The organism is Henriciella aquimarina, from assembly GCF_002088975.1.
Lineage (GTDB): Bacteria > Pseudomonadota > Alphaproteobacteria > Caulobacterales > Hyphomonadaceae > Henriciella > Henriciella aquimarina.
In genome coordinates this window covers 1-25154 of the sequence record NZ_NCST01000001.1, presented here as the reverse complement: position 1 = coordinate 25154, position 25154 = coordinate 1, and the positions used below count along the sequence as shown (strand labels likewise).

At 62.4% G+C, this 25154-nt stretch carries 29 protein-coding genes; 11 read left to right on the top strand and 18 right to left on the bottom strand.

Annotation, left to right across the window (positions count from 1 at the left end; genetic code table 11):
• Nucleotides 1-14: 14 nt before the first annotated feature.
• Complete coding sequence (locus B8784_RS00145; RefSeq protein WP_143435216.1) at nt 15-1037, top strand: hypothetical protein; 1023 nt, start codon at nt 15-17, stop codon at nt 1035-1037.
• A 92-nt stretch (nt 1038-1129) separates the two neighbouring features.
• Nucleotides 1130-1555, top strand: coding sequence for a SufE family protein (locus B8784_RS00140; RefSeq protein WP_084395600.1), 426 nt, complete (start codon nt 1130-1132; stop codon nt 1553-1555).
• Here B8784_RS00140 and B8784_RS00135 read toward each other — a convergent pair.
• The 15 genes from B8784_RS00135 to B8784_RS00065 form a co-directional block, all read right to left on the bottom strand.
• Nucleotides 1518-1892 (bottom strand): helix-turn-helix domain-containing protein, encoded by a 375-nt coding sequence (locus tag B8784_RS00135; protein ID WP_084395599.1) that lies wholly within the window; start codon nt 1890-1892, stop codon nt 1518-1520. The two genes, B8784_RS00140 and B8784_RS00135, sit on opposite strands and share 38 nt — an antisense overlap.
• Before the next feature lie 91 nt (nt 1893-1983).
• Nucleotides 1984-2478 carry a PAS domain-containing protein gene (locus B8784_RS00130; RefSeq protein WP_084395598.1) on the bottom strand — a complete coding sequence of 165 codons (495 nt, stop codon included), beginning with the start codon at nt 2476-2478 and terminating at the stop codon, nt 1984-1986.
• 167 nt (nt 2479-2645) lie between these two features.
• On the bottom strand, nt 2646-3059 hold the full coding sequence (locus B8784_RS00125) for a MucR family transcriptional regulator (protein WP_084395597.1): 414 nt from the start codon (nt 3057-3059) through the stop codon (nt 2646-2648).
• Nucleotides 3060-3256: 197 nt separating this feature from the next.
• Nucleotides 3257-5005: a Na(+)/H(+) antiporter subunit D gene (locus B8784_RS00120; RefSeq protein ID WP_084395596.1), complete on the bottom strand. Its 1749-nt coding sequence runs from the start codon at nt 5003-5005 to the stop codon at nt 3257-3259.
• A complete protein-coding gene (locus B8784_RS00115; RefSeq protein ID WP_084395595.1) occupies nt 5002-5388 on the bottom strand; it encodes a hypothetical protein in 387 nt (128 codons plus the stop codon). Before B8784_RS00115 ends, B8784_RS00120 begins: the two co-directional genes overlap by 4 nt.
• Nucleotides 5385-6866 carry a monovalent cation/H+ antiporter subunit D family protein gene (locus B8784_RS00110; RefSeq protein ID WP_084395594.1) on the bottom strand — a complete coding sequence of 494 codons (1482 nt, stop codon included), beginning with the start codon at nt 6864-6866 and terminating at the stop codon, nt 5385-5387. Before B8784_RS00110 ends, B8784_RS00115 begins: the two co-directional genes overlap by 4 nt.
• Nucleotides 6863-8395 carry a monovalent cation/H+ antiporter subunit D family protein gene (locus tag B8784_RS00105; protein ID WP_084395669.1) on the bottom strand — a complete coding sequence of 511 codons (1533 nt, stop codon included), beginning with the start codon at nt 8393-8395 and terminating at the stop codon, nt 6863-6865. Before B8784_RS00105 ends, B8784_RS00110 begins: the two co-directional genes overlap by 4 nt.
• Nucleotides 8395-8913 carry a cation:proton antiporter subunit C gene (locus tag B8784_RS00100; RefSeq protein WP_084395593.1) on the bottom strand — a complete coding sequence of 173 codons (519 nt, stop codon included), beginning with the start codon at nt 8911-8913 and terminating at the stop codon, nt 8395-8397. The genes B8784_RS00105 and B8784_RS00100 overlap by 1 nt, the downstream gene beginning before the upstream one ends.
• Nucleotides 8913-9365: a Na(+)/H(+) antiporter subunit B gene (locus tag B8784_RS00095; protein ID WP_084395592.1), complete on the bottom strand. Its 453-nt coding sequence runs from the start codon at nt 9363-9365 to the stop codon at nt 8913-8915. Before B8784_RS00095 ends, B8784_RS00100 begins: the two co-directional genes overlap by 1 nt.
• 2 nt (nt 9366-9367) lie before the next feature.
• A complete protein-coding gene (locus tag B8784_RS00090) occupies nt 9368-9964 on the bottom strand; it encodes a DUF4040 domain-containing protein (RefSeq protein ID WP_084395591.1) in 597 nt (198 codons plus the stop codon).
• A complete protein-coding gene (gene mnhG / locus B8784_RS00085; RefSeq protein ID WP_084395590.1) occupies nt 9964-10326 on the bottom strand; it encodes a monovalent cation/H(+) antiporter subunit G in 363 nt (120 codons plus the stop codon). The genes B8784_RS00090 and mnhG overlap by 1 nt, the downstream gene beginning before the upstream one ends.
• Nucleotides 10319-10639 (bottom strand): monovalent cation/H+ antiporter complex subunit F, encoded by a 321-nt coding sequence (locus B8784_RS00080; protein WP_084395589.1) that lies wholly within the window; start codon nt 10637-10639, stop codon nt 10319-10321. The genes mnhG and B8784_RS00080 overlap by 8 nt, the downstream gene beginning before the upstream one ends.
• Nucleotides 10636-11142, bottom strand: a complete 507-nt coding sequence (locus B8784_RS00075; protein WP_084395588.1) for a Na+/H+ antiporter subunit E — start codon at nt 11140-11142, stop codon at nt 10636-10638. Before B8784_RS00075 ends, B8784_RS00080 begins: the two co-directional genes overlap by 4 nt.
• Before the next feature lie 76 nt (nt 11143-11218).
• Nucleotides 11219-12421: a DUF2336 domain-containing protein gene (locus tag B8784_RS00070; RefSeq protein ID WP_084395587.1), complete on the bottom strand. Its 1203-nt coding sequence runs from the start codon at nt 12419-12421 to the stop codon at nt 11219-11221.
• A 77-nt stretch (nt 12422-12498) separates the two neighbouring features.
• A complete protein-coding gene (locus tag B8784_RS00065) occupies nt 12499-12969 on the bottom strand; it encodes a hypothetical protein (protein WP_084395586.1) in 471 nt (156 codons plus the stop codon).
• 186 nt (nt 12970-13155) lie between these two features.
• Between B8784_RS00065 and B8784_RS00060 the strand changes: the two genes are divergently transcribed.
• Nucleotides 13156-14640: an MFS transporter gene (locus tag B8784_RS00060; protein WP_084395585.1), complete on the top strand. Its 1485-nt coding sequence runs from the start codon at nt 13156-13158 to the stop codon at nt 14638-14640.
• Nucleotides 14641-14934: 294 nt separating this feature from the next.
• Here B8784_RS00060 and B8784_RS00055 read toward each other — a convergent pair whose 3' ends face one another.
• Nucleotides 14935-15849, bottom strand: coding sequence for a crotonase/enoyl-CoA hydratase family protein (locus B8784_RS00055; RefSeq protein WP_084395584.1), 915 nt, complete (start codon nt 15847-15849; stop codon nt 14935-14937).
• Nucleotides 15850-15984: 135 nt separating this feature from the next.
• Here B8784_RS00055 and B8784_RS00050 point away from each other — a divergent pair, with 135 nt between their 5' ends.
• The 5 genes from B8784_RS00050 (at nt 15985) to B8784_RS00030 (ending at nt 20682) form a co-directional block, all read left to right on the top strand.
• Entirely contained in the window at nt 15985-16908 is a 924-nt protein-coding gene (locus tag B8784_RS00050; protein ID WP_084395583.1) for a sterol desaturase family protein, read from the top strand.
• A 105-nt stretch (nt 16909-17013) separates the two neighbouring features.
• Entirely contained in the window at nt 17014-17973 is a 960-nt protein-coding gene (locus B8784_RS00045) for a sterol desaturase family protein (RefSeq protein WP_084395582.1), read from the top strand.
• 190 nt (nt 17974-18163) lie between these two features.
• A complete protein-coding gene (locus B8784_RS00040) occupies nt 18164-18346 on the top strand; it encodes a hypothetical protein (RefSeq protein WP_084395581.1) in 183 nt (60 codons plus the stop codon).
• A 161-nt stretch (nt 18347-18507) separates the two neighbouring features.
• Nucleotides 18508-19011 (top strand): hypothetical protein, encoded by a 504-nt coding sequence (locus tag B8784_RS00035; RefSeq protein WP_084395580.1) that lies wholly within the window; start codon nt 18508-18510, stop codon nt 19009-19011.
• A gap of 120 nt (nt 19012-19131) precedes the next feature.
• Nucleotides 19132-20682, top strand: coding sequence for an acyl-CoA synthetase (locus B8784_RS00030; protein ID WP_084395579.1), 1551 nt, complete (start codon nt 19132-19134; stop codon nt 20680-20682).
• Nucleotides 20683-20713: 31 nt separating this feature from the next.
• Here the strand turns inward: B8784_RS00030 and B8784_RS00025 are convergent, their stop codons facing one another.
• A complete protein-coding gene (locus tag B8784_RS00025) occupies nt 20714-21223 on the bottom strand; it encodes a GNAT family N-acetyltransferase (protein ID WP_084395578.1) in 510 nt (169 codons plus the stop codon).
• A 135-nt stretch (nt 21224-21358) separates the two neighbouring features.
• Between B8784_RS00025 and B8784_RS00020 the strand changes: the two genes are divergently transcribed.
• The 3 genes from B8784_RS00020 to B8784_RS00010 all read left to right on the top strand — a co-directional run bounded on the left by B8784_RS00020 (nt 21359) and on the right by B8784_RS00010 (nt 24707).
• Entirely contained in the window at nt 21359-21814 is a 456-nt protein-coding gene (locus B8784_RS00020) for a MaoC family dehydratase (RefSeq protein ID WP_084395577.1), read from the top strand.
• A gap of 110 nt (nt 21815-21924) precedes the next feature.
• Nucleotides 21925-22347, top strand: coding sequence for a peptide-methionine (R)-S-oxide reductase MsrB (gene msrB / locus B8784_RS00015; RefSeq protein ID WP_084395576.1), 423 nt, complete (start codon nt 21925-21927; stop codon nt 22345-22347).
• A gap of 83 nt (nt 22348-22430) precedes the next feature.
• A complete protein-coding gene (locus B8784_RS00010; RefSeq protein WP_169712593.1) occupies nt 22431-24707 on the top strand; it encodes a S9 family peptidase in 2277 nt (758 codons plus the stop codon).
• Between the two features lie 196 nt (nt 24708-24903).
• Here B8784_RS00010 and B8784_RS00005 read toward each other — a convergent pair.
• A partial coding sequence (locus B8784_RS00005) for an OmpA family protein (RefSeq protein ID WP_143435215.1) occupies nt 24904-25154 on the bottom strand: 251 nt, incomplete at its 5' end.

The following is a 25154-nucleotide window of genomic DNA, read 5'->3' as shown; positions in this document are numbered from 1 at the left end:
GAGGGAGCCTGACGATGAAATTCAGAAGAATGAGTGCGGCGACACTAGGCGTGTTTGCACTGGGCCTGGCCGCAAACGCGCAAACCGAAACAGAAGCCAAGGTACAGCCTGCCTCAGCGAATGATTCGGTCATGGCGCCCGATCCGCTGTCGTCGGCTGCCGCCGTCTACGCCACATATCACAGCGACGTCACGGACGTCCGGCACAATTCCTTCAAGAATTCGGGGGATATTCAGTCGGCGCTGGACAATCTGGGCGGACAGAATTCCGACCAGCTCACCCGTGGCTGGATGGCCTATTCCGCCCTGGTCGCCTCCCAGAACCCTGAATTCCGCGCCGCCGTGCGCGACATTGAAGGCTTCTACGGCAAGGATGTCCTCGTGCGTGGCCTGCAGAACGATGTTCGCTATGCCCGCTCGCTGAATGGCGGCACCACCGCCGTGAAGTCATCCCTCAGCGCCATCGACTCAGATGCCAAACGCCTCAGGGAAACCGCCGCCTTCGTGAAGGAACAGGCCTATTCGCTTCAGGGCTCAGGCTGGGCGAAGGGCAAGGTCGGCGATGCCGGCGCTATCGCAACCCGTCTTCGCGCCGAATCCCTCAACGGCCGCGCAGCCAGTGATGCGATGATGACGACCTTCTCCGCCCCGGGCATCGACTCGGTTCTCGTCAATGCCGGCAAGTCCGGCGGCCCGTCGGTCTGGGAGAATATCTCCGGTGCCGCCAAGGCCGTGCGCGTTCCGGATGTGAGTGGCGCCCTCGGCATCTCCAAGAGCAATGTCGCCAAGGGCAAGGAGCCGATCGCCGACCAGATCGCGACACTTGCCGCCTATCGCATCCTCGGCAGCGAAGGCGCCTCGGCCGCTCCGATGCAGAGCGCCATGAGCGAAAAGCAGACGGCCAGCTGTATCAACATGGCCCAGCTCAAGCTGCAGGCCTGCGTGGCCGCTGCCTATCAGCACTTTGAGGTGCCTTTCTGCATCGGCGAGCATGCGCTGGCTGAGGTCGGCAGTTGCATCAGCAATGTCAGCCAGTAAAGTCTGACACTCTTTCAATCTCTTATACCCCGGCATTCCATAAAGGGATGCCGGGGTTTTCTTTTTCTTTCCCCTGCCCCAAATACAGATTCATGACTGTTCAGGACCGCGCAGACGACATCGCCGCCGAGTTCGATTTCCTCGATGACTGGGAAACGCGCTATGCGCACATCATCGATCTCGGCAAGCAGAACCCGACCCTCGAGCCCGATGAACGCAGCGAGGAGACCCGCGTGCGCGGCTGTGCCTCGCAGGTCTGGATGGTGCTCGAGGAAGAACCGGACGACCGCCTGAAGATCCGCGCCGAGTCGGACGCCATGATCGTGTCCGGCCTGATCGCGCTCCTGATCCGGCTGTTCTCCGAAGCGCCGAAGCAGGAAATTCTCGACTTCGATGCCCCGGCCTTCCTCGAACAGATCGGCGTCACGGGCGCGCTGTCGGCGCAGCGGTCCAACGGACTCAACGCCATGCTTGAGCGCATCAGGTCAGTTGCAGCCGCTCAATCGGTGCCGGAATAGACTCAGCGTCTGCTTCCAGCATGGCCGCACTGCGCAACCGGCCTTCCAATTCGTCGAGCCAGGCATCGATATCCGGATCGTCGCGGAAATCCTCTATACGGTGACAGCCATGCGCGACGGTCGACCGGTCGCGGCCCATGGCGCTGGCAATCCGCGCGAGGCTCATGCCCAGGGCCACATGGCTGAGATACATCGTCACCTGCCGGGCGCGGGCCACGCGGTGTTCGCGCTGGTTGAAGCTCAGTATGGTCTCCGCCGGAATGCGCAGGGCATAGCCGGTCAGCCCGGCCGCCAGGCGGACGATGTATTCGTCATTCTGATATTTTGGTCGTCTCATGATCCATCTCCCGGTCCAATGCCTGCGAGCTTAGACGACTGGACCAAGTGTAGGATATTTTTCCTATTATGGGAAGACAATCCCCAATAGATCAGGCGGCAAGGCTTCCGGAAATCGTGGAAAACAGGCTGGAGCGATCCGGATCATCCTGCTTTTCCGGCACCAGGATCAGGTCATGGCAGAGCACCAGGCCGGAAAAACCGGGGCCGGGATGAAGCGGCAGGCGCAGCCAAGCATGCCGGTCGAAGCGCCGCTCGATGATGCCGCCGACCGGTTCGCCACGTTCATGGCTCGCCGACAGGCCGAGCGACCACATTTCCGCCTTGTCGGGCGCAATCTCTTTCAGGCTGAGGCCGCGGACCTCGCCGCCGAAGATCTGGCGCAACTTCGTTCCGGCAATGCGGAAGCGGGCCTCGCCCCAGCGGTCGATCTCGACAATGGAGATCGAGCCCAGATGCGCCCGCAGCGTTCCCGGATCAATGTCGGACTTGTCCGGCATGACCCGGTCGCCACGAACCGTATTCCAGTGTGTGATGATCTCGCGCTGTGCAGCGCTGAGCCCGCGAAAACCTGAAGTCTTATACATCGTCAGCCACCCCCGTGGTGATTTGTCACTTACAGGTGTGGCTGAATTCGATTTTCGCCGCAAGACTCCGGCGTGTAAAAAGTTAATCTAGTTTGAAGAAATACTTTGTTTCGGGACCGAAACGTTACGACACAGAAACAATATTCAGTATTTAATAAGTAGAACGATTACTTCTTGCCAGTGCCCAAGCCCATTTGCTTGGCGAGCTTGGAGCGCTTGCGGGCATAGCTCGGCGCGACCATGGGATAGTCGTACGGCAGGCCCCACTTCTCGCGGTATTCTTCGGGCGTCATGTCATACTTGGCCCGCAGATGACGCTTCAGAGACTTGAACTTCTTCCCATCTTCGAGACAGACAATGTAATCATCGGTCACGGACTTCTTCACCGGGATGGCCGGTTTCATCTCGACGGTTTCCGGGCGCGTGCCCGATAGCCCCTGCAGGGTGTCGTGCACATTGCGGATCAGGTTCGAGAGTTCGCTGCTCTGGACAGGATTGTTGCTGACATATGCCGCCACGATTTCTGTCGTCAGCTCAAGGGCATCTGTCGACGAAACGCCATTTTCTGCGGTTGCGTCCATATCGCACTCCAATATTGCTCTTTGATGACGTCTCATCGGATAAATAAACACAAGTGTAAATAGTCTTCGGCCCAAAAACCGTAGACCTCTCTGAAAAACAATGCTGACAGTTTAACACAAGTTACTTCGACACGGCATAATGCTCGTGATCGAAACCTTCAGCTTCACAGAAGACGCGAAACGCCGATACCTGCCCGCTAACGGATGAAGAACGCGACCAGCAAGGCGAGCGCCAGCAGAACGGCGGTCCAGATCGCCATGCTGTTGCTGAACCCGCCCCGCGCCAGTGTCCCGCGTGGACTGAAGGCCGCCTCCAGCCTGGAGAAGGCCCGCGCCGACACACCGCCAAAGGCGGACCCGATGGCCGGTCCGGCCTTGTTCCACACCGAGCCTGTCCACCGAGCCAGGCCATAGCCGAGCTTGCGGAAGACAATGTCGGTATCGAGGATGATGCCCCGCTTCTCGGGGGGATAGGCCCCGATGCGCTGCAGCACGACGAAGGCAAACACCGCCAGCATCAGGAGCTGCATCTGTGTCAGGATGTGGTCGGCCGTATAGGGCTCGTAACTGACGGTCTTCGGATCCTCGGCATAAGGCAGGATCGAGTAAAGCCAGTCAAAGCCGAAGCCATTCAGGAAGGCTGGCAGGCCGACACCGACGCAAATGAAAGCGGCCGCGCCCATGGCAAGCAGCATGTTGAACGGGGCCTCTTTGGGCCGTTTGCCGCTGTCATGCCCGAAGAAGGCAAAGTACGGGATCTTGATGCCCGAATGCTCCAGAACGCCCGCCGAGGCGAAGAGCAGCATCAGCCACGGGATCAGGAAGCCGGCGCCCGCCAGCGCACTCATCGAGAGCGACTTGGAAACAAAGCCGGAGAAAAGCGGGAAGGCCGAGATCGAAGCCGCCCCGATCAGACAGAAGACGGTCGTCCACGGCATGGTGCGGTAGAGCCCGCCCAGTTCGGTCGCCTTGGTCGTACCGGTGCGGTAGAGCACCGCGCCCATGCTCATGAACAGGAGCGACTTGTACATGATGTGGCAGAAGGCGTGGGCCGCCGCGCCGTTCAGCGCCAGCGGCGTGCCCACCCCGATCGCACAGACCATGAAGCCAAGCTGGTTGTTCAGCGAGAAGGACAGCACTTTGCGCAGATCGTTCTCGACCACGGCGAAGAAGACAGGATAGACAGTCATGATCGCGCCGATCCAGACCAGACTCGTCTCGCCGGCAAAGGTGCGCGCGAGCGCATAGATGGCGAGCTTGGTCGTGAACGCCGAGAGCACCACCGTGCCGGTGACCGTGGCCTTCGGATAGGCGTCGGCCAGCCAAGTGTGCAGGAAGGGGAAGCCAGCCTTGATGCCGAAGGCAATGAAGACGAGCAATACGCCCGGATCGCCCAGCTCCAGATGGCGCACGCTCATGTCGCCGGTGTCAAAATAGATCTGCATCGCCCCGAAGAGCAGCAGCACGCCCGAGAACACATGCAGCGCCAGATAGCGCATGGCGGCCTTGTAGGCCGCGCGTGTGCCCGACAGGAAGATCAGGAAGACCGAGGTGATCGCCGTCAGCTCCCAGAAGACGAAGAGGCTGATGAAGTCCCGGCAGAAACAGGCCGCCACGGCCGCGCCCATATAGCTGAGCGCCATGGAGTCCTCGAGCTGGCTGTCATTATGCAGCGCGTAGACGGCATTGATGAAAGCCGCGATGAGGAAGGCGAGCGCGAAGATGAAGGAGAGCGAGTCGACACGGTAGAGCACCATGTCGAAGCCGAGCATGCTCATGGTCGCGAGGTCGGTGTCGCGCGTTGCCGTCAGCAGCATGATCAGCGCCACGACAGGCGCACCGAGGGTGAGCCCCTGGCGCACGCGCTGGATCGGCGTCAGCCCGGCCAGGAGACCGGCCAGAATGAGCACAAGGCCCGGATTGATGGTGTCGATCAGCCCGCTCATGGATGCGGCTCCTCACCGGCGGGCTCTTCCTCGTCCTCGTAATAGTCCTCCTCGCGCCGCATCAGCCGTCCGAGCGGCCAGCCGGCCAGGACAACAAGTGCGAAGGAACCGAAGCCCCACCAGGCGTGGAAGGCGGTAATCCCGTCAATGTCGAAATAGGTGTGGCGGAAGTGATGGCCCTCGCCGGAGGCTGCTTCCAGCAGCGGCTCCAGGAAGATCAGGCCGACCGAGACAATGGCAAGAACGATAAAGACAACCCGGCCCGTCCAGGGTTTCGAGGTCCAGCCGAAGAGCAGTTTCGCCACTGGCGTGGTGTGGCTGTCATCCGGCAGCGCATGTTCGCCGTGATCGCTCAGATGGGGCGGCTTGGCGGGATCGCTCATGGCTGGCCTCCAATGGCTGGCAGAAGGAAATTGTATATCTCGCCCATGAAGAGGAAGAGGACAAACGTGCCGAAGGCTGTAAAGACCGGCGCGGCCACGGTGAAGACCGGGGCACCTTCCGGCCGCTTGTAGGGCGCCGGCTCCGGGCTGCCCTTGGGCGGCATCAGGCCGAGGATCGCGATCGGCAGGAGATAGGCGATGTTGAGCAGTGACGAGATGACGAGCACCCAGGCAACATAGCTATCTCCGGAATCGGCCGAGCCGAGCATCAGCAGCACTTTCGGCCATGCCCCGGCAAAGGGCGGCAAGCCAATGATCGACAGCGAGCCGACCAGGAAAGCGCCGAACACCCAAGGCATGCGCCGGCCCAGCCCGCGCATCTGCGAGATTTCGGACTTGCCGGTCGCGACATAGATGGCACCGGCACACATGAAGAGCGTGATCTTGCCGAAAGCGTGCGCCGGGATCTGGAGCGCCCCGCCCATGAGACCCGCCTGGTTGGCGAGCATCACACCGGCGGTGATGTAGGAGAGCTGGCTGATCGTCGAATAAGCGAGCCGCGCCTTGAGATTGTCCTTGGTCAGGGCGATCAGAGACGAGACCACAATGGTGAAACAGGCCACGCCGAGAATGAAGTCGCGCGCCGGGGTCTCCTTCAGCAGGTCTGTGCCGAAGATATAGATCCCGACCTTGGCCATGGTGAACACACCGGCCTTCACCACAGCCACGGCGTGCAAGAGCGCCGAGACCGGCGTCGGTGCGACCATGGCATTGGGCAGCCAGAAGTGTACCGGCATGAGCGCGGCCTTGCCGATGCCGAAGGCGAACAGGATGAGCAGCGCGCTCGCGATGACCGGTGTGATGCCCTCAGCCTGGGCGAGCAGTCCGCCGGGCACGAAATCCATGCTGCCCGCGAGCGTCGCCGTCCAGATGATCGCCACGAGGAACAGGCCGATCGACGTGCCAAGCAGCGTCATCAGATAGATCCGCCCGCCGCGCAGCGCCTTGGCATCTTCCTTGTGGGCGACCAGCGGGAAGGTCGACAGCGTCAGGACTTCGTAGAAAACGAACAGGGTGAACAGGTTGGCCGCCATCGCGACGCCCATCGCGCCCATCAGGGCGATGGCGAAGCAGATATAGAAGCGGGTCTGGTTACGCTCGCGATTGCCGCGCATATAGCCGATAGAATAGAAGCTGTTGACGATCCACAGACCGCTCGCCACCAGCGCGAAGACCGCACCGAGCGGCTCCATCTTGAACGCGAAATCGAGCCCAGGCACCGACGTGCCCATCAGGTATTCGGCCGGCTGGCCGCTGCTGACCGTGACGGCCAGACCGATGGAGACGAAGAAGAGCGCCGCGGCGCCCAGCAGGGTCACGCCTTCGCGTACGTCCGGCAGCTTGCCGGCAAAGAAGATACCCGCCGCTGTCAGAAGCGGGACGATCAGCGCGGCCAGGATCAGGACTTCACCGCTCATTGGCCACCTCCGATGAAGAGGGCCTGAGCGGCGTCCTCGGCCAGCCCCTGGACGAAGCCACCATTCACACCGACCCAGATATTGGCGAGCGCGAGAATCCAGAGCGGCACGAGCAGCAGCATCGGCGCTTCCTTGTGTCGTTTCTGCGGATTATTCGGCGGCTTGAAGAAGACCGCCTCCAGGATTCGGCCCATATAGATGACGGCGAGGACCGAGGAGAAGACCACGATCAGCGCCGCCCACCACCAGCCGCTCGCCAGCAGCGCCGAAACCAGGGCGAACTTGGACTGGAAGCCGGCCGTCAGCGGCACGCCGATCAGCGACAGCGCGCCGATGGCAAAGGCGGTCATGGTCCACGGGGCCGAGCGGCCGAGACCGGCCATGTCATGGATGCGCGTCCCCTGATAGGTCAGCACGACACCGGCGACCGCCATGAACAGCGCGCCCTTCATGAGGGCGTGGTTGACGAGGTGGAACAGGCCGGCCGAGACACCCGCGGCGGTGCCGATGGAAATGCCAAGCAGCATGTAGCCGACCTGGGCGACCGAAGAGTAGGCCAGCGTGCGGCGCACATCGGTCTGGAAGATCGCCTGGAAGGAACAGGCCAGCATCGCGGCAATGCCCATCGGCGCAAGGATCAGCGCGAGGCTGGCGCCCTCGAAGATGTATTCCAGCGAGAAGACCGAGAAGAGGAAGCGCACGAGCGCGTAGATCGCAACCTTGGTGGCGGTGGCCGCCAGGAAGGCGGTCACGAAGCTCGGGCTGTAGGAATAGGCGTTCGGCAGCCACTGGTGCAGCGGGAACATTGCCGCCTTGAGGCCGAGGCCGACAAGGATGAAGGCAAAACCGACCTGGACGGCCCGGTTGCCGCCGACATCCTGCAGGTGCACGGCGAGATCGGCCATATTGAGCGTGCCGGTCGCGGCATAGAGGAAGCCGACGCCGACGACGTAGAAGCTCGCGCCGATCGTGCCCATGAGCAGGTAGTTGATCGCCGCCGGCAAGGCCCGCCGGTCCCTGCCCGCCCCGAGCGCGACCAGCACATAGGTCGCAATCGATGACAGTTCGAGGAAGACGAAGAGGTTGAACGCGTCGCCGGTGGCGGTGACGCCCAGCAAGCCCATGAAGCAGACCTGGAAAGCGCCGAAGAACATGGAGCGCTTTTCGGCATTGATCTCGGCTTCGATGGTCGGCCAGCCGAAGATACTGGTCAGGAAGGCAATCGAGCTGACAAGCAACAGGACGAGCACGTTCAGCGCGTCGATGCGGAACTCGATGCCGTAAGGCGGCGCCCATCCACCCATGGCGTAGGAGATGACCGCCCCGCCCTCGACCGAACGGACCTGCGCCAGCATGACGAGGGCGAGCAGCGTACAGAGCGCGGTAACGCCCACCGTCACGCCCCAGGCAAAGCGGCCCTTGCCCGGCATGAAGACCGAAAGCGGCCCAGCCAGCAATGGCAGGAGAACGATCAGTGCCGGGGCATGCGCTTCGGCCCATGCCGGCGCCATCTGCAGAATCCAGTTCATCATGCCGGGTTTGCCTCGCCAGGATGATCTTCCGCATATTCGGCCAGGGCGACATCAAGATCCATCTCGCGGATCTCGTCGCTTTCGATGGTGCCATAGGCTTCGCGGATCCGCACAACGATGGCGAGCCCGACCGAAAGGGTCGCGACACCGACCACAATGGCGGTCAGCATCAGGACATGCGGCAGCGGGTTTGAGTAGATGTGCTCCATGCCGTGATTGACCGCGCCATGGGCGGCATCAGCAGCCGCATGGGTCGCGTCGCTGGCATGACCGGCCGCGGCCTCTTCGCCATGGCCACCGCCATGCGACTTGGCATCCTCGCCATAGAGGATCGGCGCGGTGCCGCCATCGATGCGGCTGAGCGAAATGTAGAACAGGATGATCGAGGTCTGGAAGATGGACAGGCCAACCAGCCGCTTGATCAGATTGGTGGCCGCAAACAGGGTGTAGAGCCCGATCATCATCAGCCCGATGATCGCCCAGTAATTGCCACGCTCGAGGATGAATTCCAGCATTACCAGTCCTCGTCCTTGATCTCGGTGACGCGGCCGGCAAAGGCGTAAAAGATCGACAGCATCGAGCCCGCCACGGCGAAGAGCACGCCGAGCTCCACGAGAAGAATGCCGTAATGCTGCCCGTGATGGCCGCCATCAGCCTCGTTGAACAGCGCGTCATAGTCGAGGAAATTGCCGCCCATCAGCAGCGCCCATACGCCGACGCCGGCATAAAGCAGGAAGCCGATCGCCGCCAGCGAGCGCGTAAAGGCCGGTGGCACAGCGCGCATGGCCGGCGAAATGCCGAAAATCAGCGCATAGAGAATCACGGCTACGGCGATGATCACCCCGGCCTGGAAACCGCCGCCCGGGCTGTAATCGCCGTGAAACTGAACATAGAGCGCAAACAGCGCGATGATCGGGATCAGCGGCTTGGCGACGACGCGCAGGATAATGTGATGATCGGTCCGCATGCTCATTCCTTCCCGCCTTTCCGGCGTCCGATGGAGGCCGAGAGCGACCGCTCCCCGAAGCCGAGCAGAAGGATGACGGCAAGCGCCGCAGAGAAGACCACGCCGGTCTCGCCCAGCGTATCGAAGCCCCGATAGCTGGCCAGAACGGCGGTCACGATATTGGGCACGCCGATCTCTTCAGGTGTGCGCTCGATATAATCGGTGCCGACATAGGTGTTGGCCGGGCTGTCCGGGTCGCCGAAGGCCGGCAGGTCGATCGTCGCATAGACAAGGATAAGCCCCGTCGCGATGCAGACGAGCAGCGGCACGATGGCAAACTTGCGCGGTTCCGGCTTGGCCGTGCGCGAGGTCAGCAGCATCGCCCCCAGCAACAGGGCCGTTGAAATGCCGGCGCCCACCGCGGCTTCGGTAAACGCCACATCGACGGCGTCGAGCGCGACGAACCAGGTCGCCGAAATCAGCGAATAGATGCTCGACAGCATGACGATGGCAAACAGGCTGCGCATGCGCGCAATCGCAATGGCCACAACGAAAAGAAGCCCGAGCAGCACGACATTGATCAGCGCAATGGCGAGGTCTGCCCCTTCATATCCGGTCATCAGGCGTCCTCCTCTGCATGCTCTGCAAGGTCACGCTGGCGTCCGATAACAGGCTGCAGGCCGGCGGTGTGCGCGGCATTGGCCAGCGCATGCGTGCCTGTCGGTCCCGTCAGGAACAGGAAAAGCCAGATCGCCGCCAGCTTGAAAACCACCAGCCAGCTCGGCGCCAACAGCGCCATGCCGATAATGGTGATCGTGGCCGCGCCGGTGTCGGTGACACTGGCGGCATGCAGGCGTGTATAAAAATCCGGAAAGCGCAGGACGCCGACCGTGCCGATGATCGCCAGCGTGCCGCCGACGAGGCAGAGGAAGGCGCCCAGAACGGGCTTTGCCGCCATCAGGAAGCCAAGCAGCTCACCCATCTTCACCCCCTTCCGCCGCACGCGGCTGGCGCGGCGTATTGGTCTTGCGCATCAGCGGCACCTGGAAGGAGCGATAGCGGAAGAATTTCAGGATCGCGATGGTCGAGACAAAGTTGATCAGCGCATACAGCACTGAAATATCGAGGAAATCCGGCCGCCCCAGCACAAAGCCGAGCACGCCGATGAAGAGGACGATCTTGGTGCCGAGCGAGTTCATCGCCAGCACGCGGTCATACAGGGTCGGCCCGCTGAGCGCGCGAATCAGCATCAGGCCGATGGCCACAATGAGGGCGATGGCGGCAGCTCCGATCATGTGCGCACCTGTTTCGATGCCTGGGCCTGACGCCCGTCGGCCGCCCGCCAGGAACGTTCATCCATCTCGGCGAAGGAATCCGGCGTCGCGTCTTCCTCAAACAGCGCGTGGACGAGCAGCTTGTCGCCTTCCACCTCGACCGTCACCGTGCCCGGCGTCAGCGTAATGGAGTTGGCGAAGATGGTCTTGGCGAGATCGCTTTCGCAGCGCGTCTTCACCTTCACAAGCGCGGGATTGATGTCGAGATCGGCGCTGACGCAGGCCTTTATGACCGGCCAGTTGGCCTTGAAAATCTCCACCACGAGCCAAGCCCAGTAGGCGAAAAGCTGTGGCGTGCGCGCATAGGGCGAGCCTTCCTTGTCGACCGTATCCAGGCGGTAAGCCAGAAGCAGGACGACCAGCAGGGAAATCACCGACAATGTCAGGATCAGCGGCTCATATATCCCGGACAGGCCGAGCCAAAGCGCCCCCAAGACGACGATCAGCCCCAGAAAATAACCCACGAAAACCCGCTCCGAACTCTGCCGAAATCTACGCTCTGCGTTGCTGTTATAGGTTCGGTTTTCGTTTGACCAGACCCTAACGGCCGAAAACGAGGCTCGCGGTACGTTGTGACGCAGATAAGGTCACAATGCCGTTATCGAGGTCTTCTTCGTCCTCCCCCGCCGTGCCGGCGCGCGGCGAATAGGAGGCTGACAGAGACCAGTTCCAGTAACGCAGCGTCGTCTGCGCCTTGGCCACGGCGAGGAGTTCATAGGTCTCTTTCACATAGGCGAATTGCGGGTGCATCTCGCCGTCATCGATCTCCAGCGGGCGGCGCAGCGCCTGCCACAGCAAAGTCAGATAAGGGCGTTTGAGGCCGGTCGCCTTGCAGAGCACGGCCAGCCCTTCCCCGCCCGGATCGGACAGGATCTTGGCGATCGTCACAGGTTTCACGCCTGCCAGGAAACCGATCTCCTGTGCCAGTTCCGGGTCGAGGCCCTTTTCAGCCGCCACTTCCACAGCATGTTCGAGGCTGTCATACGGGCTCTTCTCGATGGCCTGCCGGTTACGCTGGCGCCGCTCGATCAGCTGCAGGGTCTTGCGTGCGACCGGATCGGCCCATTTCTCGGCAGCCGCAATCGGGAACACATCCGAGCAAAGGTCGACCAGTTCCAGCCGGTCGGCTGCCTGGCGCTGCAGGATGAAACGCCGCGTCGGCCCGTCCGACCACCAGAACATGGCCATGGCCTGGCTGGGAATCAGTTCGAGGCGCTTGATCAGCAGGTTGCTCAGCCCCTCGATCTTGCGCGAATGCTGGACGATCTGGTCCATCCCGACTTCCGGAATGATCGCGCCCTGATTCTGTAGCAGCGCCTTGAGAACGGACGGCTCCTCGCGTTCCGACAGCTTCTCGGCGACGGTCGGCTCGAGCCGCTTGCGTTTGGCGATCATCAGGCGGTGGTCCATCGTCGTATTCTCGATGAACTCGCAGAGATCGGCCGAATCGTAGACTTCGTTGTCCTCAAGGACAAAGCGCGCGATAGCGAGATCGCACTGGGCGAGATAGCGCATCAGCCGGCGCGGGGCTTCCTTGGTGATCTTCAGGCGCTTGGCGCAGAAGACCCGCTCCTCGTCGGTGGCATCGAACAGCATGTCCAGCAGGATGTCCCCGGCCATCGACCGGTCCTGCGGCGCCACGGCGGTGGCGGGCAGTGCAACAAAATCGATCAGCCGGCGCAGCAACAGGCGGCGGGCCCGCCCGATCTTCGGAGCTTCCGGAAACTCTGAGATGTCTGCCATGTCCTAACCGGGTCAATCTTAACGCCCGCACGCTGTCACACAGAGGTTAACAGGCCGTATGGAGCGCCCGGCCGGGCTTAACGGAAGGGGTGACGCTTCTTGCCCGGGTGCACGAAGATCAGCAGCATCGCCATGGCCAGCGTCGCAATGGCCAGCATGAAGAGACGGCCGCCATCGGTTTCGTTGGTCCCCGGCGCGAGCGAGGCCGGCACCTCCCGGCCAAGAATGTCGGGCGACAGGTGGACCGCCACCGCGCCCGCCAGGATCAGGAAGGCGAGGACAGCGCCAAAGCGGCGTGACTGCGGAAAGAACAGGAAAAGACAGGTCAGAAGCTGCAGCCCGGCCACGATGACCCGCCCCGTCGGTTCGAGCCAGAACAGGCCCGTCCTGTCTGCCATGGTCTGGAAGAGGATGTTTTCGCCCGGCCGGTCGAACAGCAGAACCCAGCCCTTTGGCGGGTCGGGCAGCGGGTGTACGGTCACCTGCAGGAAGACGAAAATCAGGAACAGGGCGAGCAGCCAGCTCACCAGAAGTCGCAGTCCGCGCATGGCCGTGTCGTCCCTCTCGCCTCAACGCCGGGAAAAGGATAGACGCCCGCCAGCAAGAACACAATGAGGCGTTAACCAGCCGGTCGTTGGCGCTGCGTCATGCAGTTTCTGCCTGCAATTTTACTTTTCTCACCATCCGGGGCAGATACAGTCCCCCGAGATTTCCAAGGTAGGAACTTTGCTTGTATGGCCAATCAGGACGGAGACTGGCAGCCCGAAGAGGGCGAGGATCTGGACGGTCTGGAGGAAGACCGCACAGGCCAGGTGAAGTCCCCGGTCAGCGGCATCGACAGCGCGACCGAGGCCGGCGCGACCCTGCAGTTTACTGCACGCTCGCTGTTTGCCCGACGCACGCACCGGCGCGTGAAGTCCGAACTGCCGGCCTATCTGATGATCCAGTGCAGCTGGTTCACCGCCTTTGGCCTGCAGATGGTGCTGTTTCCCTATCTCATCACCAACCGGCTGGGCCTGGACGGGACCGAGCTCGGCCTCGCCAACATGGCGCTGTCCGGCCCGTCGGTTGTCTTCCTGCTGCTGGGCGGGGTGATCGCGGAACGCACCCGCGGCAAGCCCTTGCTGATGACTCTGCACCTGTGCTCGGCGCTGCCGCCCATCGCACTCGCCTTCGTCATCGCTAACGGGAATCTCGCCTACCCCTTCATGCTGATCTACGGCTTTGCGATGGGCACGGTCGGCGCGTTCATGATGCCGGCACGCGATTCGATCATCAACGAGATTGTCGAACGCCGCTCGCGGATTGGCTCTGGCGTCACGCTGCAGCAAGGCGTCGCCTTTGCCACCATCGCCCAGTTCGCCGCCCAGATCGCCGGGCTGATCGTCGGTGGCTATGCCGACAAGCTGACCCGTATGCCGGACTGGATGGGCGGCTTCTCCATTGGCCCGATTCCAAGCTGGGAGCTGTTGGCCTTTCAGGGGATCATTGTCGGGCTCGGCGCGGGCTTTGCCATCTTCCTCGGGCGCGGACGCGGCGTGAAAACCGGACGCTCCGGCCTCGGGGCCGCCGTCGGCGACATCAAGGAGGGCTTCCAGGTCGTCCTGGAGAACAGCAAGCTCTGGGCGATGACGGCGCTCATGTTCGGGGTCGGCATCTTCGTCATCGGTTCCTTCCTCGTCGTCCTGCCGATCATCAACCGCGACATTTACGGGCTCTCCTCAGACGGGATCCGGGACATGTTCGTTACCTTCTGGCTTGGCGCCTTCGTCTCGTCCGTCGCGCTGTCGGTCTTCCGGCATATCAAGCGCCAGGGCCGCCTGCTGCTGACAGCCCAACTGCTCGGTTCGCTCGCAATCCTCATCATGCTGGCCAAGCCGCCACACTGGATCTTCCTCGCCATCGTCTTTGCCTGGGGGCTGGCCGCCGGCGTATCGATCGCGATGAGCCGGTCCATCGTCCAGGATGCCGCCCCGAAGAACCAGCTGGCCCGCGTCCTTTCGATCTATCAGCTCGGCTTCATGGCGGGCGCCCCCTTCGGTGCCGCGCTGATGGGCTGGCTGGTCGACTTCTTCCCCGAGCAGCCCCAGCGCGTGGCCGTCGTTCCGGCCCTGGGTATGACGATCCTGATTGTCTGGATGGTGGTGCGCACGCCGATCTGGAACATGAAGCATGTGGTGCCGCCCCAGACCGGAAAGTTCAAACGCGCCTCCAGATGACGGAAGTTTAAAAGGCAGGCAGCGCTGCAGGTTTGAACCCGTCAATTGAGCCTTTGTGCTGTGCACAAGGGCAGATCGAGGGAACTACCCTTCCAACAATTCATTTTGTTTCAGAGGGCTAGACTGCTAGCGCCTAATGTAATGTGCCGAGCGCATCAGGAGCGGCCAGGAAAGACATGGCCGCCCGCGATCGGAGACACGGAATACAGGGAACCGGCGAACCTCCTCCCCGACGCCCAGCCGGATCCCTGCTGGCGGGCGGACCGCACGACACGGCCCGCCCGCCCAATTTCCCTAGCCTTTTTTGGAAATCCACTTGAAGGCCGGATCTTCCCACCAGGGGAAGAAGGTCGGCATCTCGCTCGAAACCTTGCCGGTATATTCGGCCGGGCGCTTCTCGAGGAAGCTCGTCACCCCCTCTTTCGCATCGCCGGACTGGCCGCGCTCATAGATGGCTGCGGAGTCGACGATGTGCGCATCCATCGGGTGAGCGGCGCCCAGCATGCGCCACATCATGTGACGGGTCAGCGCATTCGAGACCGGCGCGGTATTGTCGGCAATCTCGCGAGCCAGCTCCTGGGCGCGGCTCATCAGGTCGGCCTGCGGCACGACCTCCGAGACGAGCCCGCCAGCCAGCGCTTCGGCGGCCGGGAAGACGCGGCCGGTATAGCACCATTCCAGGGCCTTGGAGATACCGACGAGCCTCGGCAGGAACCAGCCGGAGGCGGCTTCCGGGTTGATGCCGCGCTTGTTGAAGACGAAACCGAAGCGCGCATTGTCCGAGGCAATCCGGATATCCATCGGCAGCTGCATGGTCACGCCGATGCCGACAGCGGCGCCATTGATCGCACCGATGACCGGCTTGAGGCTTTCAAAGATGCGCAGCGTCAGCCGTCCGCCGCTGTCACGGTGACCGTCTTCTTCCTTCTTCACCGCCTTGGCCTCATCGGCGCGCGCGACATAATCAAAGGTCTTCGCCCCTTCCGAAAGGTCGGCCCCCGCGCAGAAGGCCCGGTCGCCGGAGCCGGTCACGATAACGACCTTCACATCGTCATCCTTGTCGGTCTCGTCGAAGGCTTCGACCATCTCCTGCATCATCTTGCCGGTGAAGGCGTTCATTTTTTCAGGCCGGTACAGCGTCAGAACGGCGACGCCGTTCTCCTTCTCCAGCTTGATCTCGTCGAATTCCTTGATGACGGTGGCGCTCATGGGCTCCTCTCTCCTTGTTAGATCCAGGACTTTGGTTGCGGGCACAGAGGCGGACTTCCCCCGCGTTCGTCAAGCGCAAAGACGACGGCGTTTGCTATCTTCAAAAATCCTGACGGGCGTGTCATTTTCCTGAACATGGAGTTTCCGTCGCCCACAACGCTGGCCGCCCCGGCCTTTGTGCTCGCCGTCATCTGGGAATGGTGGGCGGTGAAAACCGGCCGCGCAGGCGGGCGCTATGAGACGAAGGATGCCTTCACCTCGCTCGCCATGGGCACGGGCAATCTTGTCGTGAACACGCTGACCGGCGCCATTGCGCTGTGGATGATGATGCTCGCCTGGCCATACCGGGTCATGGAGATACCCGTCACCTGGTGGAGCCTGATCGTGCTCTTCATTGCCTATGACTTCATCTATTACTGGAAGCACCGGCTCGCCCACCGGATGCGCTGGTTCTGGATGGAGCATGTGACGCACCATTCCTCAACGCACTACAACCTCACGACCGCGCTTCGCCAACCCTGGTTCGGGCCGTTTACCGGCCTCATCCTTGTCGGCCTGCCGCTGGTCATTCTCGGCTTCCACCCGCTCTTCATCTTTTTCGCGGGCGGACTGAACCTCGTCTACCAGTTCTGGATCCATACCGAATCGATCGGGAAGATGCCGGCCTGGGTCGAAGCGGTGATGAACACGCCCAGCCATCACCGCGTCCATCACGCCACCAATCCGCGCTATCTCGACCGTAACTATGCCGGCGTCTTCATCATCTGGGACCGGATGTTCGGAACCTTCGTGCCGGAAATGGAAAGCGACCCGCCCACCTATGGCATCGTCAAGCCGCTGAAGAGCCACAACCCGTTTACCGTGGCCTTCCACGAGGCGGTCGGCCTTATCCGGGACTGCTGGAACGATGGCCTGCGCCCCGACCGCTGGGTCCGCCGTGCCATAAACGGGCCTGGCTGGAGCCCCGACGGGCAGCACACACGCTCTGACGAGCTCAAGGCCGCCTATATCCGCGACCACCCGGAACATGCGGGCACGCCGGGCCTGCCCAAATCCTGACCGTGCAGTAATTCCGACAGTCTGTCGCAGCCGGGAACCTTTTATTTTCTGCCGACTTCACGTTTACGTGTAGCAAACGTGAGTATGCCGTAAGGAGATGACTGGATGGCTGACCTGCCAGTGCTGGGGATGATCGCAACACCCATTGTGCTGGCAGCCATTGCGACCGAATGGTGGGCTGTTCGCCAGGGCCGCATCCACGGCCGCTACAATACCAAAGACGCCCTGACCTCGCTCACCATGGGAGCGGGCAATATCGCGATCAATTCCGCGCTCGCCTTTCTCTCCTTCTGGGTGCTCTCGGCAGCTGCAAGCCTGAGAGCCTTCGATTTCGGCTACAGCGTGGCGAGCATTCTCGGTGCCGTCGTCGTGCATGACTTCCTCTATTACTGGAAACACCGCATCGGCCACCGGGCGCGCTGGTTCTGGGCCGAACATGTCACCCATCATTCCTCCGAGCACTACAATCTCACCACGGCCCTGCGTCAGCCCTGGACCGGGCCAATCACCGGGCTGATCCTGACCGGCGGACCGATGGTGCTGCTCGGTTTCCCGATCCCGCTCGTCCTCGGCGCATCGAGCTTCCACCTCATCTACCAGCTCTGGATCCACACCGAAGCGATCGGCAAGCTGCCCGCCCCCTTTGAAGCGGTGCTGGTGACACCGTCGCATCACCGCGTGCATCACGCGACCAATCCGCAATATCTCGACGCCAATTTTGGCGGCACGCTGATCGTCTGGGACCGGCTGTTCGGTACCTTCGTGCCCGAGGCAAGCGGCGAGCGGACACGTTTCGGCATCGTCAAACCACTGCACAGCTACAATCCGTTGATCGTTGCCTATCACGGCTTTGCCGGCCTGTTCGCAGACTTCTGGCGTGACGGGCTTCGTCCACACCGCTGGGCGATGCGTGCCTTCAACCCGCCCGGCTGGTCGCCCGATGGCGACCATTACAGAAGCGACGAGATCAAGGCTGAATGGCGCGCCCGCCAGGGCGTCCTGCAAGGTGGCACGGTTCTGCGGGAAGACTCAGAGGCTGACGCCTTCCGCGTGGCCGCAGAGTAAGCTGCCGGTTCTGCCGCCCCCTGCCTGAAGCAGCCCCCCATAACGATTTCTCTGCATCCCGCCCGGCCCAGCAGCGGTCCGAGCGGTCTCGCGTGAGCGCTCGGACCGGTCTTGTGAAAATTGCAAAATTTTATAGTTGCAAATCATTCTCATTTGCATACAGTGACCCTGAAGCCAAACGGGGTTCATCATGCCTTCCGACCCAGACATCTATGCCGTGGAATGGCTGCATGCGCAGCTCGACGAGATGAAAGGCTGGCGCCTGTCGATGGAACGCCAGGGCCAGACAGATCCACGTCTGGCCGCGGCCATCGCCAGGCATGAAAACTGGCTTGAAGCCCGGCTTGGCGATCTCGTGCGGCGGGCAGCCTGATCGCCCGTCTCATCCTCCTCCTTTTGCCGTGGCGCCTGTCTTGGTCGCTCCTGACAGCGGACTGCCGGGGTAGCGCGTTTCCTCCCAGCTCGTCCCGGACCGCAAGGCGCCACGGCATTTCCTTTCTTCCCGCCCAAACCTGATCCTGATGGAGCCGCCCCATGCGTGACAGCACCTTCGTGACAGACACCTGCCTGCCCGAACTCGGACGCGGGGCCGGCCTCGCCATCTGGGGCTTCCGGGCCTGCGCGATCGGGGGCGCGGGTTGCTGCACCATCGTGCGCGGCTTCGAACGTGCCTTCGGAGACGAAACGGGTCCGCCCCTGCTCGGCAACCTGCTCGCTCTCGCCCGCTTCATCGGCCATGACGGGCGCCGCAAGGTCAGCCTTGCCGTACCCGGCTGCGTGCGCATCACCCGCGACGAGCTCTCGCTGCTTACGGTTTTCGCCGCCAGCCAGATGCAGGACGAGGCGCTCAGGGATGCGCATCTGACATGGCTGACGGCCTGTTCGCCGGATGAAACGCTGACCGGCCTGGCCGACCAGATCGCCATGAGCTTTGCCCATCATGGCTACGATATCCACCTGCCGCAGACGAGCGGGGCCCGTCCGGTCCAGATGGCGCGGCCAGGCACGCTGTATGCGCTTGAAGGCGGGCGGGCCTGATCGCTTTCCTTTCCCCTGCGTCGGGCATGGACGCCTCTGCGGCGCTTGCTAAAAATCCTCCCAGACAGATCAGACGCGCCGGACTGTTGAGCTGGCGCGCTACCGGAGGAACCACCGCCCATGCATCCAAGCCATTTCGCCAAGTCCAAACCCGACCAGCCCGCCTACATCATGGCCAATTCCGGCGAGGTCGTGACCTTCAAACAGCTCAACCAGCGCTCCAATCAGATTGCGCACCTCTTCCGTGAGCATGGCGTCAACCCGGGCGACACGATCGCCATCTTCGCCGACAACAGCCCACGCTATTTCGAGGTGGTCTGGGCTGCCCAGCGGGCCGGCCTGTATTATGTCTGCATTTCCTCACGCCTGACGGCGCCGGAAGTCCAGTACATCGTCGAGGATTCCGGTTCGAAGGTTCTGGTGGCGTCCGGCAAGCTCAAGGACGTCGCGGTCGAAACCAAGACGCTGACGGATATCGATCAGTACTGGTCCATCGATGGTGACATATCCGGTTACGACGCGCTGGAAAGCCTGCGCAGCGCCCAGCCCGACACCCCGATCGCCGACGAGATGGCTGGCACCGACATGCTCTACTCTTCCGGCACGACCGGCCGGCCCAAGGGCATCCGCCCGCCGCTGGAGCTTGGCGAGAAGATCGACGCCCCGAACGTCCTGCTCGCGCTGGCCAAGGCGCTTGCCAAGGCGGACGGCCAGGACATGGTCTACCTCTCGCCCGCCCCGCTCTATCATGCCGCCCCGCTGCGCTGGTGCATGACCTTTACCCGGTTCGGCGCGACGCTGATCATCATGGAAAAGTTCGACCCGGAACAGTTCCTGGCACTGGTCGAGAAGTACAAGGTCACCCACACCCAGCTGGTGCCGACCATGTTCGTGCGGATGCTGAAGCTGCCGAAAGAGGTGCGCGAGAAATACGATGTCTCGTCTATCCGCTCGGCCATTCACGCCGCCGCGCCCTGCCCCGTCCCGGTCAAGGAACAGATGATCCAGTGGTGGGGCCCGGTGATCGAGGAGTATTATGCCGGCTCGGAAGGCAACGGCATGACCTGGATCAACTCGCATGACTGGCTCAACCACAAGGGCTCGGTCGGCAAACCGGTCCACGGCGAGCTGCACATCTGCGACGATGAGGGCAATGAAGTGCCCGTCGGCGAACCCGGCACCATATATTATGGCGGCACCGCCCCGCCGAACTACCACAACGATCCGGAAAAGACGAAAGGCGCCCTCAATCCGAAACATCCGGAATGGTCCACCCTCGGGGACGTCGGCCGCGTCGACAAGGACGGCTTCCTTTATCTGACAGACCGCAAGGCGTTCATGATCATTTCCGGCGGGGTGAACATCTATCCCCAGGAAGCCGAGAACGTGCTGATCACCCATCCCAAGGTGGCCGACGTAGCCGTTATCGGCGTGCCGCATGACGAGTTCGGTGAAGAAGTCAAAGCCGTGATCCAGCCCGCCGACGGGATCGAGCCGACCGAGGCCCTGGCCGATGAGCTGCTGGAATTCTGCCGCTCGAAGCTGGCCAAGATCAAATGCCCGAAATCGGTCGACTTCGACCCGGCCCTGCCGCGCCACCCGACCGGCAAACTGTACAAGCGTCTCGTCCAGGACCGCTACTGGGGCAAGACCGACAGCCGGATCGTCTGACACGCGGCGAGCCCCATGGCCTGCCGCCGGCTTACGGGTCGAGCGGCAGGACCATTTCGATCTCATGGCCCGCGCCGTACCAGAGCGGCGCGGTTTCCTCGCGCACCGTGACAAAGCCGATCGAGTGGTAGAGCGCCATCGACATCTCGAGCCGGTCGACGGTCTTGAGATAGATGTCCTGACTGCCGCTCTTCCGGGCATGCTCGACAACCGCTTCGACCAGCTGACGGCCAAGCCCGTAACCGCGCGCTTCCGGCAGCACGGCCACCCATCGGAGCTGGGCACGCTCATCGCGCTTCAGCCAGGCGGCACTGCCGGCCGGCCCCTGCCGGCCGAGCGCCAGCCAGACCCGGCAGGCCTCGGGGCCGAGCGCTTCGGCCTCGTCGAGCATGCCCGCGACCCCATCCGTCATCCTGTCGAGCAGAGGCCCCGTGAAACGCTCGTCGAAATTGAAATAGGTGCGTCGGTGAAGGTCCAGAACGGCCTCTCGTGCCTCGCTGACAGGAAAAGCTTCTATCCGGTAAGGAGTTTCCAAGACCATATATGCGTCCCCATTGTGCGTTCTGGTTTAATTCCTACAGGATGGAGTGTCGCGACGCCAAGCCTTGCAGTGCAAGGGAAAGTTCCGCAAAAGTCTTCATCAGTGAAGTCTGCCCCCAAGGAGGAAATACGAAAGATGGCTGACCCGAAGAAAGTTCATTACAATGATCTCGAATCCATTGCCGGCCAGGAAGTCGGCGTGTCCGACTGGCACCTGATCGACCAGGACCGCGTCAACAAGTTTGCCGATGCGACGGGCGACCATCAGTGGATCCACGTCGATGTCGAACGCGCGACCAAGGAAATGGGCGGCCCGATTGCCCACGGCTTCCTGACGCTGTCGCTCCTGCCCATGCTGGGCGCGGAAGTGCTGCGCGTCGAAGGCACCACGCGCGGCATCAATTACGGCTCCGACAAGGTGCGCTTCACCAATATGGTGCCTGTCGGCTCGAAGGTTCGCCTGCGCCAGAAATGTCTCGCCATCGAGGACAAGGCCGGTGGCAAGCAGATGCGCATGGAAGCCACCATCGAAGTCGAAGGCCAGGAGCGCCCGGCGCTCGTCGCCGAAACGCTGACCGTCCTTTACGGCTAGGCCGGCCTCTCAAGGATCAAGACGGAAAAGCCGGGCCTCAAGCGCCCGGCTTTTTTGTTGCCGGCCGCCGCCCTATATCTGCCTGAGACGACAGACAAAGGAGCCGCCCCATGCTTCCGCCCAAGCCCGCCGACAATTTCAAGCGTGTTGCAAAGTCCGAAAAGGAATGGCGCGAAATCCTCACCGACGAACAGTTTCGCGTCGGCGTGAAGGAAGGCACCGAACGCGCCTTCACGCCGGGCAATCTCAATGACGAGAAACGCGACGGCACCTATCATTGCGTCGGCTGCGGCACGCCGCTCTTCTCCTCGGAGCACAAATACGATTCCGGCTCCGGCTGGCCGAGTTTCTGGCAGCCCATCCGGGAAACCGCGATGGAGACCAAGACCGACTTCAAGATGCTGATGCCGCGCACCGAATGTCATTGTGCAGGCTGCGGGCTGCATATGGGCCACGTCTTCAAGGATGGCCCGCCCCCGACCGGCCAGCGCTGGTGCATCAATGGCGTCGTGCTGGATTTCCGTCCCGCCTGACACCCTACCGTACAAGCGCGCTGGACAGCCTCCCTGAACCGGATAAGTTTCCGTTATTCGATATCGAGGGGAGTCTCACATCCATGCGTCTGACATTTCTGCTGGCGAGCGCCGCCGGCGCCGCCCTACTTGCAGGGTGCACCACCCAAACCGGAGCAGCCGAGCTGAGCGACACCATGACCGATACTGCCACGCCAACGCCGCAGACCGACGACGCAGCCACCACAGAGACGAAAGCCGCCAAGCTGACCCCGCCCGTCGCCAAGCGCGAAGACGTCACGATCGAACAGGTCGGACGCACGCGCACGGATGCCTATCAATGGATGAAGGACGAGAACTGGCAGCAGGTGATGCGCGACCCATCCGTGTTGCGCCAGGACATCCGTGAGTATCTCGAGGCCGAGAACGCCTACACCAAGGCCGCTCTTGAAGACCCGACCGAGGGCCTGCGCGAAACCCTGCTCAAGGAAATGCGCGGACGCATCAAGGAAGACGATAGCTCAGTGCCGGCCAAGGATGGGCCCTGGGCGTATTATGTGCGCTACCGCGAAGGCGGCGAATATCCGATCTTTGCCCGCAAGCCGGCCAGCCAGGCTTTCGCCGCGGACGCAGCCGAAACCGTGCTCTTCGACGGCGACAAGGAAGCCGAGGGCGAGAGCTATTTCTCCATTCGCGGCATGGACAATTCGCCCGATCACAAGCGTCTCGCCTATGCCATCGATACCCAGGGCAGCGAGTATTACACCATCAGCGTGCGCGACATCGAAACCGGCGAAACCGTCGGCACACCTATCGAAGGCACCTATGGCAGCTTCGAATGGGGCGCCGGCTCCGACCTGCTCTACTGGGTGGAACGCGACGAGATGGGCCGCCCCACGGCCGTCTTCCAGCGCAACCTGGAAACGGGCGAGGATATCGAGATCTACCGCGAGGCGGATCCGGGCTTCTTTGTCGGCGTCGGCAAGACAGAGTCGGAAGACTTCATCATGATCGAGACCGGCGGGCACACCTCTGGCGAAGTCTATGTCTTTCCGGCCGATGCGCGCACGCCGGAACCGAAGCTGGTCGCCCCGCGCAATGAGGACGAGGAATACTCCGTCACCCACTGGAACGACGCCTTCTACATCCTCACCAATGCCGACGGCGCGGTGGACTTCAAGGTGATGAAGGCCCCCATCGATGCGCCCGGCCGTGAGAACTGGGAAGAGGTCATCCCGCACCGGCCCGGCACGCTGGTCCTCGGCCTCGATGCCTATAAGGATCACCTTGTCCGGCTGGAGCGGGAGAATGCCCTGCCCCGGATCGTGATCCGCGCCCGCGAGAGCGGTGAGGAGCACACCATCGAGATGGACGAAGCTGCCTATGATCTGGGCCTCGGCGCGGGCGAGTTCGACTCGACCGTGATGCGCTATGAATACGCCTCTCCTGCCCGGCCCGACCAGGTCTACGACTATGACATGGCCACGCGGGAGCGGACGCTGCGCAAGACGCGCGAAGTGCCCTCCGGGCATACCCCGGAAGACTATGTCGTCGAACGGATCGAGGCGCCGGCCTGGGACGGCGAGACGGTTCCGGTCACCATCCTGCGCCGGACCGACACGCCGGTCGACGGGTCGGCACCGCTGCTGCTCTATGGCTATGGCTCCTACGGGATAACCATTCCGGCGAGCTTCTCGACCTCGCGCCTGTCGCTGGTCGATCGCGGCTTCATCTATGCCATTGCCCATGTGCGCGGCTCGCAGGCCAAGGGCTATCAATGGTATCTCGACGGCAAGCTCAAGAAGAAGACCAACACCTTCAAGGATTATGTGTCCGCCGGGCGCTATCTTGTCGACCACGGCTATGGCGCGGAAGGCCGCGTCGTCGGTCATGGCGGCTCGGCGGGCGGCCTCCTCATGGGCGCGGTCTCCAATATGGATCCCGAGCTCTTTGGCGGCATCATCGCTGCGGTCCCCTTTGTCGACGTGCTGAACACCATGTCGGATGAGAGCCTGCCGCTCACGCCGCCGGAATGGCCCGAATGGGGCAATCCAATCACGGATGAAAAGGCATATGACACCATCCTCGCCTACAGCCCTTATGACCAGGTCGCCGACAAGGACTATCCGGCGATGCTGATCACCGGCGGGCTGTCGGATCCGCGCGTAACCTATTGGGAGCCGGCAAAGTGGGCCGCCAAGCTGCGTCATGAAGCGCCGGACGCCGGGCCCTATTTCCTGCGCATCAACATGGATGCTGGCCATGGCGGCTCGACCGGCCGTTTCGAGGGGCTGAAGGAAACGGCCATCGAATACGCTTTCGCGCTCGCCGCCGTGGACAAGGCCGGCACGCTCGATATCTCGCGCGAGGCGGAAGACTGAGCGACACCAATCGAGCCCCTCGACAGGGGCTGACAATGAAGAAGGCGGGACGCGCAATCGTCCCGCCTTTTTTATTGGGGTGAGTTAAAGACGGCCGGCATGCGCGGGCGACCTGATGCCGAAAGCGCACCCCATACGAAAATGGCCCGGCGCAAGCGCCGGGCCATATCCGATTTTCCTGTTGGATATCTTCCGCTTAGCGGACGACGATCACAACTTCCGAACGACGGTTGAGCGGCTCGCGGACACCGTCACGGGTCTCCTTGGCGAGATCGTTCTCACCACGGCCTTCCGTCGAGATCATGTCGGAACCGATACCGCGGCTCGTCAGCGCGTCAGCCACAGCCGATGCACGGCGTTGCGACAGACGGGCGTTATAGGCCGAAGCACCCGACGTGTCGGTGTGGCCGACAATCGTCACCGAACCCGGTGCACAGTCTTCACGTG

Excerpts from the sequence above, each read along its gene's own strand:
- B8784_RS00145 (WP_143435216.1), top strand. The coding sequence starts at position 15 with ATGAAATTCAGAAGAATGAGTGCGGCGACACTAGGCGTGTTTGCACTG.
- B8784_RS00140 (WP_084395600.1), top strand. The coding sequence starts at position 1,130 with ATGACTGTTCAGGACCGCGCAGACGACATCGCCGCCGAGTTCGATTTC.
- B8784_RS00135 (WP_084395599.1), bottom strand. The coding sequence starts at position 1,892 with ATGAGACGACCAAAATATCAGAATGACGAATACATCGTCCGCCTGGCG.
- B8784_RS00130 (WP_084395598.1), bottom strand. The coding sequence starts at position 2,478 with ATGTATAAGACTTCAGGTTTTCGCGGGCTCAGCGCTGCACAGCGCGAG.
- B8784_RS00125 (WP_084395597.1), bottom strand. The coding sequence starts at position 3,059 with ATGGACGCAACCGCAGAAAATGGCGTTTCGTCGACAGATGCCCTTGAG.
- B8784_RS00120 (WP_084395596.1), bottom strand. The coding sequence starts at position 5,005 with ATGAGCGGGCTGATCGACACCATCAATCCGGGCCTTGTGCTCATTCTG.
- B8784_RS00115 (WP_084395595.1), bottom strand. The coding sequence starts at position 5,388 with ATGAGCGATCCCGCCAAGCCGCCCCATCTGAGCGATCACGGCGAACAT.
- B8784_RS00110 (WP_084395594.1), bottom strand. The coding sequence starts at position 6,866 with ATGAGCGGTGAAGTCCTGATCCTGGCCGCGCTGATCGTCCCGCTTCTG.
- B8784_RS00105 (WP_084395669.1), bottom strand. The coding sequence starts at position 8,395 with ATGAACTGGATTCTGCAGATGGCGCCGGCATGGGCCGAAGCGCATGCC.
- B8784_RS00100 (WP_084395593.1), bottom strand. The coding sequence starts at position 8,913 with ATGCTGGAATTCATCCTCGAGCGTGGCAATTACTGGGCGATCATCGGG.
- B8784_RS00095 (WP_084395592.1), bottom strand. The coding sequence starts at position 9,365 with ATGCGGACCGATCATCACATTATCCTGCGCGTCGTCGCCAAGCCGCTG.
- B8784_RS00090 (WP_084395591.1), bottom strand. The coding sequence starts at position 9,964 with ATGACCGGATATGAAGGGGCAGACCTCGCCATTGCGCTGATCAATGTC.
- mnhG (WP_084395590.1), bottom strand. The coding sequence starts at position 10,326 with ATGGGTGAGCTGCTTGGCTTCCTGATGGCGGCAAAGCCCGTTCTGGGC.
- B8784_RS00080 (WP_084395589.1), bottom strand. The coding sequence starts at position 10,639 with ATGATCGGAGCTGCCGCCATCGCCCTCATTGTGGCCATCGGCCTGATG.
- B8784_RS00070 (WP_084395587.1), bottom strand. The coding sequence starts at position 12,421 with ATGGCAGACATCTCAGAGTTTCCGGAAGCTCCGAAGATCGGGCGGGCC.
- B8784_RS00065 (WP_084395586.1), bottom strand. The coding sequence starts at position 12,969 with ATGCGCGGACTGCGACTTCTGGTGAGCTGGCTGCTCGCCCTGTTCCTG.
- B8784_RS00060 (WP_084395585.1), top strand. The coding sequence starts at position 13,156 with ATGGCCAATCAGGACGGAGACTGGCAGCCCGAAGAGGGCGAGGATCTG.
- B8784_RS00055 (WP_084395584.1), bottom strand. The coding sequence starts at position 15,849 with ATGAGCGCCACCGTCATCAAGGAATTCGACGAGATCAAGCTGGAGAAG.
- B8784_RS00050 (WP_084395583.1), top strand. The coding sequence starts at position 15,985 with ATGGAGTTTCCGTCGCCCACAACGCTGGCCGCCCCGGCCTTTGTGCTC.
- B8784_RS00045 (WP_084395582.1), top strand. The coding sequence starts at position 17,014 with ATGGCTGACCTGCCAGTGCTGGGGATGATCGCAACACCCATTGTGCTG.
- B8784_RS00040 (WP_084395581.1), top strand. The coding sequence starts at position 18,164 with ATGCCTTCCGACCCAGACATCTATGCCGTGGAATGGCTGCATGCGCAG.
- B8784_RS00035 (WP_084395580.1), top strand. The coding sequence starts at position 18,508 with ATGCGTGACAGCACCTTCGTGACAGACACCTGCCTGCCCGAACTCGGA.
- B8784_RS00030 (WP_084395579.1), top strand. The coding sequence starts at position 19,132 with ATGCATCCAAGCCATTTCGCCAAGTCCAAACCCGACCAGCCCGCCTAC.
- B8784_RS00025 (WP_084395578.1), bottom strand. The coding sequence starts at position 21,223 with ATGGTCTTGGAAACTCCTTACCGGATAGAAGCTTTTCCTGTCAGCGAG.
- B8784_RS00020 (WP_084395577.1), top strand. The coding sequence starts at position 21,359 with ATGGCTGACCCGAAGAAAGTTCATTACAATGATCTCGAATCCATTGCC.
- msrB (WP_084395576.1), top strand. The coding sequence starts at position 21,925 with ATGCTTCCGCCCAAGCCCGCCGACAATTTCAAGCGTGTTGCAAAGTCC.
- B8784_RS00010 (WP_169712593.1), top strand. The coding sequence starts at position 22,431 with ATGCGTCTGACATTTCTGCTGGCGAGCGCCGCCGGCGCCGCCCTACTT.